This window comes from Shewanella sp. ZOR0012 (assembly GCF_000798835.1).
In the GTDB taxonomy this organism is placed as follows: Bacteria; Pseudomonadota; Gammaproteobacteria; order Enterobacterales; family Shewanellaceae; genus Shewanella; species Shewanella xiamenensis.
The window spans coordinates 1,348,762-1,365,031 of the sequence record NZ_JTLE01000094.1; the positions used below are offsets into that span (position 1 = coordinate 1,348,762).

14 protein-coding genes and 1 pseudogene are annotated in these 16,270 nt (G+C 43.3%); 14 read left to right on the forward strand and 1 reads right to left on the reverse strand.

Annotated elements, in window-relative coordinates; genetic code table 11:
• The 6 genes from L976_RS07650 to serS form a co-directional block, all read left to right on the forward strand.
• Positions 1 to 333, forward strand: a 333-nt coding sequence (locus L976_RS07650) for an Lrp/AsnC ligand binding domain-containing protein (RefSeq protein WP_047540263.1), incomplete at its 5' end; no start/stop codon positions are given.
• Between the two features lie 324 nt (positions 334 to 657).
• Positions 658 to 3,396 (forward strand): DNA translocase FtsK, encoded by a 2,739-nt coding sequence (locus tag L976_RS07655; protein WP_047535687.1) that lies wholly within the window; start codon positions 658 to 660, stop codon positions 3,394 to 3,396.
• Positions 3,397 to 3,465: 69 nt separating this feature from the next.
• Positions 3,466 to 4,092: an outer membrane lipoprotein chaperone LolA gene (lolA, locus tag L976_RS07660; RefSeq protein WP_047535689.1), complete on the forward strand. Its 627-nt coding sequence runs from the start codon at positions 3,466 to 3,468 to the stop codon at positions 4,090 to 4,092.
• Between the two features lie 8 nt (positions 4,093 to 4,100).
• Positions 4,101 to 5,432, forward strand: a complete 1,332-nt coding sequence (locus L976_RS07665; RefSeq protein ID WP_047535692.1) for a replication-associated recombination protein A — start codon at positions 4,101 to 4,103, stop codon at positions 5,430 to 5,432.
• The gene (gene crcB / locus L976_RS07670) at positions 5,425 to 5,799 is read left to right on the forward strand and encodes a fluoride efflux transporter CrcB (RefSeq protein WP_037418443.1); all 375 of its coding nucleotides are present in this window, start codon (positions 5,425 to 5,427) and stop codon (positions 5,797 to 5,799) included. The genes L976_RS07665 and crcB overlap by 8 nt, the downstream gene beginning before the upstream one ends.
• 18 nt (positions 5,800 to 5,817) lie before the next feature.
• Positions 5,818 to 7,104: a serine--tRNA ligase gene (gene serS / locus L976_RS07675; RefSeq protein WP_037418445.1), complete on the forward strand. Its 1,287-nt coding sequence runs from the start codon at positions 5,818 to 5,820 to the stop codon at positions 7,102 to 7,104.
• Between the two features lie 218 nt (positions 7,105 to 7,322).
• Here serS and eco read toward each other — a convergent pair whose 3' ends face one another.
• On the reverse strand, positions 7,323 to 7,874 hold the full coding sequence (eco, locus tag L976_RS07685; RefSeq protein ID WP_047535695.1) for a serine protease inhibitor ecotin: 552 nt from the start codon (positions 7,872 to 7,874) through the stop codon (positions 7,323 to 7,325).
• Between the two features lie 1,079 nt (positions 7,875 to 8,953).
• Between eco and L976_RS23865 the strand changes: the two are divergent.
• The 8 genes and pseudogenes from L976_RS23865 to L976_RS22295 form a co-directional block, all read left to right on the forward strand.
• Positions 8,954 to 9,565: pseudogene (locus tag L976_RS23865) on the forward strand (methyl-accepting chemotaxis protein); the annotation flags it as partial.
• Between the two features lie 32 nt (positions 9,566 to 9,597).
• Entirely contained in the window at positions 9,598 to 9,963 is a 366-nt protein-coding gene (locus L976_RS07695; protein WP_047535698.1) for a response regulator, read from the forward strand.
• A gap of 12 nt (positions 9,964 to 9,975) precedes the next feature.
• On the forward strand, positions 9,976 to 10,296 hold the full coding sequence (locus L976_RS07700) for an STAS domain-containing protein (protein ID WP_052183980.1): 321 nt from the start codon (positions 9,976 to 9,978) through the stop codon (positions 10,294 to 10,296).
• Positions 10,293 to 12,467, forward strand: a complete 2,175-nt coding sequence (locus L976_RS07705; RefSeq protein WP_037429779.1) for a chemotaxis protein CheA — start codon at positions 10,293 to 10,295, stop codon at positions 12,465 to 12,467. The genes L976_RS07700 and L976_RS07705 overlap by 4 nt, the downstream gene beginning before the upstream one ends.
• A gap of 25 nt (positions 12,468 to 12,492) precedes the next feature.
• The gene (locus tag L976_RS07710) at positions 12,493 to 14,433 is read left to right on the forward strand and encodes a methyl-accepting chemotaxis protein (protein WP_047535701.1); all 1,941 of its coding nucleotides are present in this window, start codon (positions 12,493 to 12,495) and stop codon (positions 14,431 to 14,433) included.
• Between the two features lie 12 nt (positions 14,434 to 14,445).
• Positions 14,446 to 14,982 (forward strand): chemotaxis protein CheW, encoded by a 537-nt coding sequence (locus L976_RS07715; protein WP_037429777.1) that lies wholly within the window; start codon positions 14,446 to 14,448, stop codon positions 14,980 to 14,982.
• Positions 14,979 to 15,806 carry a CheR family methyltransferase gene (locus L976_RS07720; RefSeq protein WP_081990907.1) on the forward strand — a complete coding sequence of 276 codons (828 nt, stop codon included), beginning with the start codon at positions 14,979 to 14,981 and terminating at the stop codon, positions 15,804 to 15,806. The genes L976_RS07715 and L976_RS07720 overlap by 4 nt, the downstream gene beginning before the upstream one ends.
• Position 15,807: 1 nt before the next feature.
• The coding region (locus tag L976_RS22295) for a chemotaxis protein CheD (RefSeq protein WP_052184061.1) at positions 15,808 to 16,270 on the forward strand (463 nt) is incomplete at its 3' end.

Here is a 16,270-nt window from a genome sequence, read left to right on the forward strand (position 1 = left end):
AATGGCTATACTGCTTTGGTGAATCCTCATTTCTTGGGTGCATCCCTACTGGTATTCGTGGAAATCACATTAAGCCGTGATACTCCCGAAGTATTTGATAAGTTTAATCGCGCTGTGCAACTGTTGGATGATATTCAAGAATGTCATCTCGTTTCTGGTGACTTTGACTACTTATTAAAAACACGTGTTTCTGATATGTCGGCTTATCGCCGCTTATTGGGCGAAACTTTACTGAAATTACCTTCTGTTTCTGATACCCGTACCTACGTGGTGATGGAAGAAGTTAAACATACTAGTCGTGTTGCGATAAACCAGCTGCTCTGCGATATTTAATACCCTGAAACGGTTACAATAAGGGGCCTAGGCCCCTTATTTATTCCAGTGTAAGCCTTTTAAAACCACACTTATAACCTTGCTTTTGCCCTTAAGTTAGCCAGCTTAGGGGCATATTTTTATCTGGCATTTGTCTTCAACAATGTAGCCTAAATTGATTGCGGAATAATCAGTTAATGGTCAAAGTCCTAGCTTTTATGAGCCAAGAGTGTTTTTTTATCTTATAGCAGTAATTCTTAGGAGAAAAACAGCCTAAGATGCTCCACATTTAATGGGATTCTGGTATCGTTAGCCCACCTGTTTCAATTTTATGGATTAAGTCGTTTGTCTCAAGGAAATAGTGTACGCACGCTCTCAGGCTTGCAGCGTCTGCTCGAAGGCGGACTCATCATTTGCTGTGTTGTAGCCACTTATATTTTGCTCGCTTTAGCCAGTTTCAGTCCCTCAGATCCGGGTTGGAGTCAGTCTCATTTTCAAGGTGATATCAATAACTGGACAGGGGCTGTTGGTGCTTGGATCGCCGATATCCTGCTGTATTTTTTTGGCGTGACAGCCTATATCATGCCAATTATTGTCGCCTCTACTGGTTGGCTGCTTTTTAAGCGCGCCCATGATTTGTTGGAAATCGACTACTTTTCGGTCGCATTGCGGATCATTGGTTTTCTGCTACTTATTCTTGGTTTTTCGGCATTAGCCAGCATGAACGCCAATAATATCTATGAGTTTTCCGCAGGCGGTGTAGCTGGTGATGTCATTGGTCAAGCGATGCTGCCATATTTTAATAAGTTAGGCACAACCTTATTGCTATTGTGCTGTTTAGGCTCGGGTTTTACGCTATTAACAGGGATCAGTTGGCTGACTGTGGTTGAAAAGGTCGGCTTTGTCTCAATCTGGTGCTACAAACAACTCAAACGTTTACCTCAGTCGTTAAAGCGTGAGCGAGAAACGGAAGATACTCGCGGTTTTATGTCTGTTGTGGATAAATTCCGCGAGCGTCGTGATTCGCAACATGTGCTTGATAAAGCAAAAATACGTCAACCAGATACAACACAAAGCCGCGTGATCCATACACGGGCGTTACCAGAAGAGCCCCGTGAAGAATTCATCACTGAAGCCAGTAGTGGTAAAGGTAAGTTATCTTCTTTGGTTAAAATTTTAAGTTTAAACAACAATAAAGCAAAAGCTGAACCTAAAGGCCAGCAACGCGTTGAGCCGCAACTTGATCCTGTTAGCGCGGTCGCTGAATACGGTCATTTTGAAGCGCCACCTTGGGTAGCTAAAGCGCAAGATGCTGATTTGGACGAAGATGAAACCGATAACGGTTTCAATGCTCAGGTTTTCGACGACGATGAGGATGAACCAGTATTGCATCGCGAAGCTATCATTGATGAAGACGATGACATCTTAACGTTCAATGATGACGATGTGATCGATTTTGATACCAAAGCATCTACGGGTGCAGTAACTCAAGCGCAGCGTCAAAAGCAGGCCCCTAAGGCTAAGATTGTCGATGGCATTGTCGTATTACCCGGCCAAGAAGATAAACCTGTGCCGACTAAGCCTATGGATCCGCTGCCGAGCATCAGTTTGCTCGATGTGCCTGATCGCAAGAAGAACCCGATTAGTCCCGAAGAGTTAGAACATGTGGCACGTTTGGTTGAAGCTAAGCTTGCCGACTTTAATATTGTTGCCACTGTTGTGGGGGTCTATCCAGGTCCGGTGATCACTCGTTTTGAGCTTGAACTTGCGCCAGGTATTAAAGCCTCTAAGATTTCAAACCTTGCAAATGACTTAGCCCGTTCACTGCTGGCAGAGCGTGTCCGAGTCGTTGAAGTGATCCCAGGGAAATCTTACGTTGGCCTCGAACTGCCAAACAAGTTTCGCGAAACAGTGTATATGCGTGATGTACTCGACTGTGAAGCCTTTACTCAGAGCAAATCGAATTTAACTATGGTGCTTGGCCAAGATATCTCCGGTGAGCCTGTGGTGGTTGACTTAGGTAAAATGCCGCACTTATTGGTTGCTGGTACGACAGGCTCGGGTAAATCAGTCGGGGTGAACGTGATGATCACCAGCTTGCTGTATAAGTCTGGTCCTGAAGATGTTCGCTTTATCATGATTGACCCGAAAATGCTTGAGCTCTCGGTTTATGAGGGGATCCCGCATTTACTCTGTGAAGTCGTTACCGACATGAAAGAAGCGGCCAACGCGCTGCGTTGGTGTGTGGGTGAGATGGAGCGCCGCTACAAGCTAATGTCTATGATGGGCGTTCGTAACATCAAGGGATATAACGCGAAAATCGCTGAAGCTAAAGCCAATGGTGAAGTGATTTATGATCCTATGTGGAAATCGTCTGACAGCATGGAGCCAGAGGCACCAGCCTTAGATAAACTGCCATCAATTGTGGTGGTTGTCGATGAATTTGCCGACATGATGATGATTGTCGGTAAGAAAGTGGAAGAACTGATCGCCCGTATCGCCCAAAAAGCCCGTGCTGCGGGTATCCATTTAATCCTCGCGACCCAGCGTCCGTCGGTGGATGTGATCACCGGCTTAATCAAGGCTAACATTCCGACGCGGATGGCGTTCCAAGTGTCTTCCCGTATCGACTCCCGTACCATTTTAGATCAGCAAGGTGCCGAAACCTTACTCGGTATGGGTGACATGTTGTACTTACCGCCCGGAACCGCAGTGCCAAATCGTGTCCATGGTGCCTTTATCGATGACCATGAAGTTCACCGTGTGGTAGCCGATTGGTGCGCCCGTGGTAAGCCACAATACATTGATGAGATCCTCAACGGCGTCAGTGAGGGTGAACAAGTGCTATTGCCGGGTGAAACCGCCGAATCCGATGAAGAATACGATCCGCTTTATGATGAAGCCGTTGCCTTCGTGACCGAAACTCGCCGAGGTTCGATTTCGAGCGTGCAGCGTAAATTTAAGATTGGTTATAACCGTGCAGCACGTATTATCGAACAAATGGAAATGCAGGGCGTGGTGTCGGCGCAGGGCCATAACGGTAACCGCGAAGTGTTAGCACCTCCGGCCCCAAAACACTATTAATGTTAAGCTAGATATCAGTTTGAACTTGCCATAATGCGGCGAGTTGAACTTTTAGTCCAAAGGATACCTATGAAAAAACTGTTGTGTGCTGTGTTGTTATCACCATTGTTATACAGCAATGCAGTGTTGGCCGATGATGCTAAGCAATTACGCGAAACCTTAAACGGCACGGAGTCCCTTAAGGCGGATTTTAAGCAAACCGTTACCGATGTGAATAAAAAAGTTATCCAAAGCGGTGCTGGCGTATTTGCACTTGCTCACCCTAATCAGTTTTATTGGCATTTAACGGCGCCCGATGAGTCTAAAATTGTCGCCGACGGTAAAGACTTATGGATCTACAACCCCTTTGCCGAGGAAGTTGTGATTATGGATTTTGCTGAAGCTATTAATGCATCGCCTATCGCTTTATTAGTTCACCGCGATGATGCCACTTGGTCGCAATATAGCGTGACCAAGAAGCAAGACTGTTATGAAATCAAACCTAAGTCGATGGACGCTGGTATTTCTGCGGTTAATGTGTGTTTTAACAAAGGCACACTGAATAAATTTAATGTACTCGATGATAAAGGCAATCTGAGCCAGTTTGACTTAAGCAACCAACACACTATTAGTTCTGCGGATAAAGCGCTGTTTAAGTTTGTGTTGCCTGATAACGTTGATGTTGATGTTGATGACCAACGTGTTAAACCCCAATAGGTTAGCGAGTGAGTAGTTTATCGTTTAATTTTGCGCCCGATTTTCGTCCTTTGGCCGCGCGTATGCGCCCAAGGACGATAGCTGAGTACATAGGTCAAGCCCATTTGTTAGGTGAGGGCCAACCACTACGCCAAGCATTAGAAGCGGGCCGCGCCCATTCGATGATGTTATGGGGACCGCCGGGTACTGGTAAAACGACCCTTGCCGAACTTATCGCCCATTACTCCAATGCCCATGTCGAACGTATTTCGGCGGTCACGTCGGGTGTAAAAGATATTCGCGCCGCCATTGAGCAAGCGCAAGCGATTGCTCAATCCCGTGGCCAACGTACCTTGTTATTTGTTGATGAAGTGCATCGCTTTAATAAGAGTCAACAGGACGCCTTTTTGCCCTTTATTGAAGATGGCACTGTGATTTTTATTGGGGCGACCACGGAAAACCCTTCATTTGAAATCAATAATGCCTTACTGTCGCGGGCACGAGTCTATCTTATCAAGCGCTTAAGCCAAGACGAGATAGTGCATATTATCACCCAAGCCTTAACGGACACCGAACGCGGCTTGGGGCAGCGTCAGTTAATTATGCCAACGGATGTGCTCAATAAGCTGGCACAGCTCTGTGACGGTGATGCGCGCAAGGCGCTAAACCTGCTTGAATTGATGAGCGATATGGTGGCCGATGGTGGCAGTTTTACCACTGAAATGCTGGTACAAGTCGCCGGTCATCAAGTGGCGGGGTTCGATAAAAATGGCGATCAGTTTTACGATTTGATTTCGGCTGTACATAAATCGATTCGCGGCTCGGCGCCGGATGCCGCGCTCTATTGGTTTTGCCGCATTTTAGAAGGCGGCGGCGATCCGCTATATGTCGCCAGACGCTTATTAGCCATAGCCTCAGAAGATGTGGGCAACGCAGATCCTGCTGCCATGACCATTGCGCTCAATGCCTGGGATTGTTTTCACCGCGTGGGTCCTGCCGAAGGTGAGCGGGCGATTGCCCAAGCGATTGTGTATTTAGCCTGTGCGCCTAAAAGTAATGCCGTGTATACAGCCTTTAAAGCGGCGAGGGCGCTGGCGCGCGAAACGGGCCAAGAGGCCGTGCCTTATCATTTACGTAATGCACCCACAAAACTCATGGCGGAAATGGGTTTTGGCGCCGAGTATCGTTATGCCCACGATGAACCCAATGCCTATGCCAGCGGTGAGAATTATTTCCCCGAATCCATACAAGCATCGCAATTTTATTTCCCGACTGAACGCGGATTTGAGAAGCGGATTAAGGACAAATTGGCGCAATTAGCGCAATTAGATCAAGCCAGTGGGAGAAAAAGGTATGAATAATCTCATACTTGTGGCCTTAGGTGGTTCCATTGGTGCGGTTTTTCGCTATCTTATTTCAATATTCATGATCCAAGTATTTGGCAGCAGTTTTCCTTTTGGTACACTGTTGGTCAATGTCCTTGGTTCATTTTTAATGGGCGTCATTTACGCACTGGGACAATTGAGTCATATCAGCCCAGAACTCAAAGCACTCATTGGTGTTGGCCTGTTAGGTGCTTTGACAACGTTTTCAACCTTCTCAAACGAAACTTTATTGCTGATGCAAGAAGGAGATTGGTTGAAGGCAGCTTTGAATGTGGTGTTGAACCTAAGTCTATGTTTGTTTATGGTTTACTTAGGTCAACAACTGGTTTTTTCTCGCATTTAACTATTAAGAATATATCACATGTTAGATCCTAAATTTTTGCGCAACGAATTAGCAGTGACCGCTGAGCGATTAGCTACCCGTGGTTTTATTTTAGATGTCGCTCATCTCACCCAATTAGAAGAAAAACGTAAGTCACTGCAAGTGGCAACGGAAGAGCTGCAAGCCTCGCGTAATGCTATTTCCAAGTCCATCGGACAAGCTAAATCCCGCGGCGAAGATGTGGATGCCATCATGGCGCAGGTAGGCGATTTAGGTGCGCAATTAGATGCGAAGAAAGTCGAGCTGGCCGCGGTACTTGAAGAAGTGAACGCGATTGCTATGTCGATGCCAAACCTGCCAGACGAGTCTGCGCCTATCGGTGCTGACGAGACTGAAAACGTCGAAATCCGTCGTTGGGGCACGCCACGCAGCTTCGATTTCCCTGTTAAAGATCATATCGATTTAGGTGAAGGCCTAAACGGTTTAGATTTTAAGAGCGCAGTGAAAATCACTGGCTCGCGCTTTATCGTGATGAAAGGCCAAATTGCCCGTTTAAATCGTGCATTAGGGCAGTTCATGTTAGATCTACACACCACTGAGCATGGTTATACCGAAGCCTACGTGCCATTACTGGTTAACGAAGCAAGCTTATTGGGTACAGGCCAATTACCTAAGTTTGGTGAGGATTTATTTCACACAAAACCTGCGACCGAAGAAGGCCAAGGCTTAAGCCTTATTCCAACCGCAGAAGTGCCATTAACCAACTTAGTGCGTGATACCATCGTTGATGAAGATGAGTTACCCATTAAATTAACCGCACATACCGCGTGTTTCCGTAGTGAAGCAGGGTCTTACGGTAAAGATACCCGTGGCTTAATTCGTCAACATCAGTTTGATAAAGTGGAATTAGTACAGCTAGTTAAGCCAGAAGATTCAATGGCTGCACTCGAAGTGTTGACTGGCCATGCGGAAACGGTTTTACAACGCTTAGGCTTACCATATCGTACTGTGGTGCTTTGTACCGGTGATATGGGCTTTGGCTCAAGCAAGACCTACGATATTGAAGTGTGGTTACCTGGACAAAACACTTACCGTGAGATCTCTTCATGCTCAAATATGAAGGATTTCCAAGCGCGCCGTATGCAAGCGCGTTACCGTGTTAAGGCTGATAACAAACCCGCATTATTACATACCTTAAATGGCTCTGGTCTTGCGGTAGGTCGTACCTTAGTTGCGATTTTGGAAAACTATCAAAATGCTGATGGTAGCGTGACTATCCCTGAGGCGCTGCGTCCATACATGGGCGGGCTCACACAGATCGGTTAATTGACATAACACAATACCATGGATAAAGGTCAACGCTATCTTCGTTGGCTTTCCTATACTGCGGTCATCGCCATATTTTGCGCTGTGATGCTCGCAACCTTAGGTAAAGCGGTCTGGGTTGTGTTAGAAAACGTCAATTAGCACGACTCAATGTTAAGACTCAAAATGAAAAGGGATATCTGCAATAGATATCCCTTCTTTTTGATTTTTTCACATGATTACTTTGAATATTGATACGCTGAATCAGCCTTCCACGTTCTAAAGCGCAGTTCTGCACCCTCGGGTAGATAAAACACCTTTGGTAGACGACTGTCATAACGCAGTGTTAATTCACTTGGGATCCTTAGAAATGCTTCTTTTTTGGCTAATTCAAAACAGGCCATCATAGTGCTTGGGCCTTCTGATATTTCATCGACCTGATAGTAGTTATAACCCCAACCTTCAACGGTGAGCTCTTTAAGCTGGCCATTGAGTCCATGTTTATTGCAATCAACAAGTTGAGTTTGGCCTATTTGGATCTCGACCATGTAGTCTGCTTCATTCTCAAGCTTAGGTAATGTCAAAATATGTTGAACCATGCCTTTCTTGGGGGCTGGGAACATTTTAACGGCTTCCCCTGGAGCATAATTATTGGTGTTCATACGAGAAACATTAATCATTGGGGCATTAAGTCCTGTTGGATGAGGCGGACTGACAGCACTGGCATTAAAAGAAAGTAACGTAAAGGCCAGTGGTACTACCGCAAGATGACGCAATTGAGTTAATTTCATACATTTCTCCTTAAGACTCAAAAATAGGTTGCTAGGATAATGGAACAACCATTCTACGGTACCTATAAACGGCTTACTTGCAAGAAAGGGTTATTTATGCAGAAAAATTTACGCCCATGACTCATTTTCCTTAAGATCTTTATCTAGCATTCGGCTATAAAATCAATGAATTTTAGAGAGTTGAACTGTGTTTTTGAAAAATGGCGCATTCATAGAAAATTTTATAGTCTCGATGCTGTGGTTTGTTTGAGCTTAAAAACTGTTTAAAAAATAATACCACTTAGCAGACCGATAGCCATCAACTACTTACGATGTTCTTAATCCGAACGTCATTTCATCCCCAATGTTAAATTTATTGAGATAATTAGAGGCTTATTTAATTAAATCAGCCTTTTGTGTGATCTTGTTCAAGAAGTACTCAGAGTTTTGGCGTAATACGAAAAAAGCGACTACGTTTATTTGTAGGGAAAAGTTTCTTCCGTAACAACATAATAGAAATAAAAGAGACAGTAAAAATGACAAGCATGGAGCGCAATCTTTTTTCTACCACCACCTTGACCTTTATTGTTGGAGCTATAGTCTTCTTCGGGCTCGTTTGGCTCTCCCATTGGTGGCTTGCAGGCTTATGTTTACTCTCATACTTGGGATTTGCTTGGGTGCTTCGGGCACAAATTCACAAATCGACTCATCTTTATCAATCTCGCCAACTCGCCTATGAAAAAGAGAAACGACATCATGTTGACCAACAAGTCGCCAAACTTGAGGCGATTATTTCCCGCTTAGTACCCGTTTGGCAGGGACATATCGTCTCTGTCGACCAACAAATGAACCAAAGCGTAGCCAATATGACGGAGCGATTTAGTTCAATTATCAGCGAAATCGAAAAAGTCACTAGTAATTCAACTGGGATCGCAGATCAACTCCACTCCCCAGGTATAGAAGACGACAAAGCTCTGCTAAAAGCATTATTTAATGACTTAAACCAGATGAATAGTGCCAAACTGCACCATTTAGAACAGTTAACCGCATTAGTTAACGATACCAACGCACTTGATGGACTTGCAGCTGAAGTTAGAAAAATTGCTCAACAAACCAATTTATTAGCCTTAAATGCGGCAATTGAAGCCGCTAGAGCCGGAGAATCGGGGCGCGGCTTTGCTGTAGTGGCTGATGAAGTCAGAACCTTGTCAGCTCAATCAGGGCAGACAGGTGAACGGATCACTCAGCAGATCACTGAATTAAATCAACGTATGGCGGAGCTATACCAGCTGACCGATGCAGCTACTTTACAGGAAAGCCAAGCGCTAGAAGGTGGTGAGTCCATTCTCATCCGTGTAATTGACCACCTCGAAAATCGTACTTTGCAAATGAAAGATGAGGGTATTCAAGCATTAGAGCTTGGTCGGCAAGTTAAAAGAGAAATTGAGAAAATATTAGTGGATTTTCAATTTCAAGATCGCTGCGACCAAATGTTAAGACAGCTTGTCGCCAGTATTGATGAACTTACAGAGCTAATCCGTGTTCAACAGCAAGCGAGGGAAGCTGGTTTACCTATTCCTGAAGGTGATGTGGATTCCTTGCTTGCCATGATGAAGCAAAGGTATGTGGCGACCGAACAGCATATTCACCATAGTTCAAGAAAAGATAGCCATTATCAACATGTAGAGAAAAGTTCTATTAACTTCTTTTAGTTCACGTTTATAAAACAAGGATGGCCACTGAGATGAAAAGAATACTCGTAGTTGATGACTCTGCCTCTATCCGACATGTCGTCAGTATTGCGCTTAGGGGCGCAGGTTATGAGGTCATTGATGCCTGTGATGGTAGAGATGCACTGAGTAAACTCAATGGCGATAAAATTAATCTTATTATCAGTGACGTTAATATGCCAAATATGGATGGCATTAGCTTTTTAAAAGAAGTTAAAAAACATCCGCGTTATAAATTCACTCCAGTCATTATGCTCACCACCGAGGCGGGTCGGGATAAAATGGAAGAAGGGCGCATGGCGGGAGCTAAGGCATGGGTAGTCAAGCCTTTTCAACCACCCCAAATGCTTGATGCGGTAGCTAAACTTTGTTTACCGTAAAAGGATTTGTGTATGCCAATCAATATCGCGCTAAAAGATCAATCTATTAAGGTTAACTTAACCGAAGAGTTAACTATCTATAGTGTTATGGAATTTCGTGATGCACTAGTCGGTCATTTGCAACCGGGTGTAGACATCAGTGTTGATCTTTCTCAAGTGACAGAGATCGATACCGCAGGGCTTCAGTGGCTTCTGGCGCTTAAAGTATTGAATGAGGCACATCGAGTAGAATTTTGTCACCACAGCAAAGCGGTAATAGATGCCCTCGCACTTTCGGGTTTGTCTGGCACATTTGACGATACCATAGTGATATCCTCGGAGACTCGCCTATGACCGCCAATGACGTACAAAAGTTATTTATGACCGAAGCGGAAGAATTACTGACAGAAATGGAAGATGCATTATTGTCATTAGAGGTCGACGCAGAAAGTACAGAATTAATAAATCAACTTTTTAGAGCAATGCACACGATAAAAGGTGCAGCGGGTATTTTTAATTATCGTGCCATCGTTGATTTTACTCATCCCATTGAAACGTCAATTGATAGGCTGCGCAAAAATGAATTGAAAATAGATAGTGCGCTTATAGCACTACTCCTTAAGTGTAAAGATCATACATGGGCGTTGGTCAATGCTGCGGTAGAGGAGGATGAGGCAGAGTTGAATACACTCTGCATTCAAAGTCAGTCAATTTTGGCCGAATTAGCGCAACATGAAAACCTTGAACCTTGTTACCCTCAGACTCTCGCCGCAGAGGCGATTACCCCTGAACGGATAGAAGGACATTATCTTGATACGGGCCATTGGCTTATATCACTGGATTTTAAAGCCGATGCACTACGCAATGGATTAGATCCATTAAGCTTTATTCGTTATTTGCATCAATTAGGTCAAGTGCTTGAAGTTATTTGTTTAAGCCACAAGTTGCCGCCATTCGAAGAATGTGACTTCGAAAGTTGCTTTTTACGCTATCGTATTATTTTTGCTGGAGATTGTACAAAAGAACAAATTGAGTCGGTATTTGAATTTGCCCAAGATGATTGCGATATACAGATTCTACCTTCACAAAAAATCTCCGAATCATTTCAAGCTCTGATTGAACAGCTGAATCCGTCTGAAAATCAGCGACTAGGTGAAATTCTGCTATCGATCGGCGCCATCACTGAAAGAGAACTCTCTAAATCACTCGATTTACAGTCTGGTAAGAGTGAAGACTGCACGACTAAAAAACTGGGCGAAGTGCTAATTGCAAACTTACTTGTCGATAAACCTGTGGTTGAGCAAGCCCTTAAAAAACAAATTCAAGCTCGAGAGCAGGCGCAAACTATTCGCGTTGATTCTAATCGTCTTGGCCAGTTAATTAATTTGGTTGGTGAGCTGGTGACGGCAAGTGCCGCGATGAAGGTGATGGTCGACCGTTACCAATTTCTCGATGCTAATGACCTAGTAGGATCGGTAGAACATCTAGTTCAAGAAATTAGAGAAAATGCCTTACAACTGCGTATGGTGCAGATAGGCGAAACCTTTTCACGTTTCCGGCGAGTGGTACGCGATGTCAGCAATGAACTAGGTAAACAAATTGAGTTAACCATTCAAGGGGGAGAGTCTGAACTCGATAAAATCGTTGTTGAAAAGATTAATGACCCTCTAACCCACCTCGTTCGCAATGCCCTAGATCACGGTATTGAACTTCCAGAGGCTCGTCTCAAGGCCGGTAAATCCGCTGAGGGACATCTGATGTTAAATGCCTACCATGATTCTGGACATATCGTTATTGAAGTCACTGACGATGGTGCTGGACTTGACCCTGAGCGCATTCGAAGAAAGGCTGAAGCATTGGGGTTAATTGATGTAAACCAGATGCTTAGCCATTCTGAAATTTTGAAATTAGCCTTTGAACCAGGCCTCAGTACTAAAGATAAAGCAAGTAATCTGTCAGGAAGAGGTGTTGGTATGGACGTTGTTAAACGCAATATTGAAGCGTTACGCGGCTCAGTTGAACTCGATAGCGAGCTGGGTAAAGGTACAAAAGTGACGATCACATTACCATTAACTCTTGCCATTATTGATGGTTTTATGGTAGGTGCTGCCAACGAAAACTACGTGATACCGCTGAATATGGTAGAAGAATGTGTCGAGCTCAATCGGGGCGAATGGCATGAGCAACAGAAGAATTACATCAGTTTGCGTGGGGAACTGATGCCTTTTATACGACTTAAAAGTTTTTTTAATATACCGAATTTAAATCAAAACCATACCCGTGAAAGCCTTGTTGTTGTTCGTTTTGGTCGAACTAAAGCAGGGATAGTTGTCGATAAATTATTTGGTGAACAGCAAACAGTGATTAAGCCCTTAGGGAAAATGTTTCAACATCTCAAGGGATTAAGCGGTGCCACTATTTTAGGAACGGGAGATATTGCCTTGATCCTTGACGTACAGGGTTTAATTACTGAAGCAAGCATTAGCGCCAAAAAATATCATCATGTAGCACTGATAGATGAATAGCCTATGTTGAAAAGGAATATTGACTATGTTTAAAAAACTGACGCTCAGCATGCAGATTTCTGGTGGTTATGCATTGGTGTTATTACTATTGATCGTGATTTCATTAGCCGCCTATTTTGGACTAACGAAAGCCATTAACGGTTTTAATGATTACCGCTCGTTGGCGCGCGACTCTAATATGGCTGGTCGCATCCAAGCTAATATGCTTAAAATTCAAATGCAGGCTTATGACTATATCTTTCAGAAGAACGAGTCAGCTTATAAAGTATTTAATGAACGTAATGTTATTCTTAATGACATCATTCAAAAAGCCATGACGGAGATTAACGAGCCTGAATTGAGTCAACAACTTTCAGATATTCGCAAAGATATTGTTGATTACAATAATTACTTTGAATCTGTAGTAAAATTGATTAAATCTCGCAATGATGAAGTTACCAACGTGTTGGTTCCTAAAGGAACTGAAGTTGTAAAACTGATTTCTGACACTATGCATCAATCCTATAATAAAGGTCAGATTGATGTTGCTTATCGAGCAGGTTCTGTGCTCGAATCGATATTGACTGCTCGTTTAGCGGCATCTAAATTCCTTGAAACAAATTTAGATGCGGATTTACAGCAGGCGCTGATGGCAATTGATTTAGCTAAGGGAGAGCGTCTTTCTGCCTTAAAAACTGTGGCAACAGATCTAGATGCACAATCAAAATTATTACAATTTACCAGCAGCATTGACAATTATGCGTCTTCGTTAAAGTCAGTTTATAGCACTATTAGCGAAAGAAACGATATTGTGCAAAATCAACTCGACCGTATCGGTGCTGATGTTGCGCGCCAAACTGAAGATATCAAATTAACCATCCAAAAAAGGCAAGATGCCCTTGGTCCTATTGTTAAAGCACAGAATGAGCAGACCCTTACCACTGTTATTAGTGTATCTATCGCCGCTATTTTGATCGGCATTTTCTTGGCATGGTTTTTAGTGAAGTTAATTAAAAAACCGTTGGGCGGAGAACCTCGTGATATGGAAACGATTGCGCGCGCAATCGCTAACGGAGACTTAACGGTAGAACTAAAACAGCGTGAAAATGCGACGGGGGTTTATAAGGCGATGATTGATATGATTGATAGCCTTACTTCTGTGATTGCTCAGGTTCGAAGTGGTGCAGATAATTTGTCTAGTGCTTCTTCACAGGTCAGTAGTACCGCTCAAAGTCTAAGCCAAGGAGCAACAGAGCAGGCTGCTAGTGTCGAAGAGACGACCAGTGCCGTTGAAGAGTTAAATGCATCTGTCCAGCAGAACTCCGAAAATGCTAGGGTTACCAATAATATGGCAACGGTAGCCGCTGAAGAAGCACGACAAGGTGGAATAGCGGTAGAACAAACCGTTGCCGCAATGAAACAGATTGCGGCGAAAATTAGCCTAATAGAAGACATTGCATATAAAACTAATCTATTAAGTCTCAATGCTGCCATTGAGGCGGCCCGTGCTGGTGAACATGGTAAAGGCTTTACCGTTGTCGCCTCCGAAGTTAGAAAATTAGCTGAAAACAGCAGCTTAACGGCACAAGAAATTAATAAACTAGCCAGCGAAAGTGTTGGTATTGCTGAAAATGCTGGCCGTTTGATCGCTAATATTGTGCCTAATATCCAAAAAACATCTGATTTGGTTCAGGAAATTAGTTCCTCCTCTGAGGAACAAGCCATTGGGATCAGCCAGATTAATGACTCTATGTTACAGCTTGATAAAGCCACACAGCAGAATGCATCTGCGTCAGAAGAGTTAGCCGCGACATCAGAGGAGTTAAACGGTCAGGCTAATCAACTACTTGACGCAGTAGAGTTTTTTAAACTTGCCATCAGTAGTGAAAGATCTCATCAAGGTAAATCAACAGTAATGGCGGCTTCTGGGCGTAAGACAGCCAAAGCTAAGCAACATGTTGAACGTACCGATTTCGAACGATTCTGATAGGGGCCTATCATGAATCAATTAGTGAATGAGATGAAGGCCAATTCAGTGGGAGATATTACCCAATATCTTACCTTTCAGTCAGGGAATGATACCTTTGCAATTGGTATTTTGGATGTAAAAGAGATCATTGAAATTGAAGGCATTACGCGGGTGCCTATGATGCCAGAATTTTTGTGCGGTATTATTAATTTACGAGGTAAGGTCGTTCCTGTTATTGATTTGTCCAAAAGGCTAGGGCGTCTAACAACGGTCATCTCAAAAAAAAGTTGTATTGTGTTGGTAGAAGTCAGTCACGAGGATGAGCAGCAAACTATTGGGATGTTAGTGGATGAAGTAAATGAAATCCTTGAAATTGATGATGAACATACACAGCCGCCACCGGATTTTGGTGCCGATCTCAGAGTTGACTTTATTCGCGCAATGGGGCGAGTTGGTGAACATTTTATGATATTACTTGATATCAATTATGTGCTGTCGGTGGCCGACATTAGTGCAATTAGCCAACTCAATTTTCATGCAGCTGATGCCACTGATGAAGCACTATGAAGTCCTCACCGTTGCCGCTTGAACATACCGCCTTAACGCAAAGGGAATTTGAACATATCCGGCAATTTTTGTATGAGGAGGCCGGTATATTCTTGAGCGACATTAAAAAATCATTGGTGGCTAGTCGATTATGTCGACGCCTAAAAGAAACTGGTTATGAAAACTATGGAGATTACTTTGAGTTCGTCAAAAAACACTCTGAACATATTGAATATCATCATTTTATTGATGCTTTGACGACCAATGAAACATTCTTTTTTCGTGAAATAGAGCATTTTGAATTTGTTAAAAACCTAATAAAAACACATCCACAAAAAAAAAGCTGGCAGGTATGGTCAGCAGCTTGTTCATCTGGAGAGGAGGCTTACAGCTTAGCCATGCTGTTGGCGGATCATTTAGGGATTGATGGTCACTGGCAAGTGCAGGGGTCTGATATTAGCCAGCGGGTGCTAGCGAAGGCTGAAATGGCACATTATCCCCTTGAACGTAATGACGCCATCGGCTTTGAGAGATTACAGAAGTATTGCTTAAAGGGGGTGGGTAAGCAAAACGGTACATTTTTAATTGACCAAAGCTTAAAGAGTAAAGTTAGCTTTTTTGCGATGAATCTGACTCAATCCTGTGAAAGTGTCGGAATGTGCGACTTAATCTTTATTCGTAATGTAATGATTTATTTTGATGCTGAGTCTAAGCAAAGGGTCATAAACCATGTAATAAAGCAGTTGAAAGTCGGTGGTTATTTGTTTATTTCACATACCGAATCCTTAATGCACGTAAAACATGGGTTAAAGCAGATTAAACCTTCTATATATCAAAGGATTTGATGTGGAAAAGACAGCCTTAAATCAAAGAACAGTAATCATGATTGGCCCTGGTGAGCATTATGTGACGGCGAAAAACGAAGTCATAAAGACATTATTGGGCTCATGTGTGGCAGTATGTTTATTTGATCCCAAGGCCCAGATCATTGGAATGAATCACTTTTTATTGGCTGCTGATCGGCGCAAGCTTACACATTTTCTTGATTCTCGCGCAGGTTACTATGGTGTTCATGCCATGGAGATCTTAATTAATGCTATGCTAAAGTTAGGAGCACAGCGGCAATATTTGCAGAGTAAAATATTTGGAGGCGCGAATGTTTTATCTTTGTGTGCTGACAATATCCTTAATCACTATGATATTGGCGGGATGAATATTGATTTTGTTAGACAGTTTCTACAACGTGAACGAATCCCTGTTATTAGTGAAGATCTTGGAGGCCATTCTGGTCGAATAATTTATTTCGATC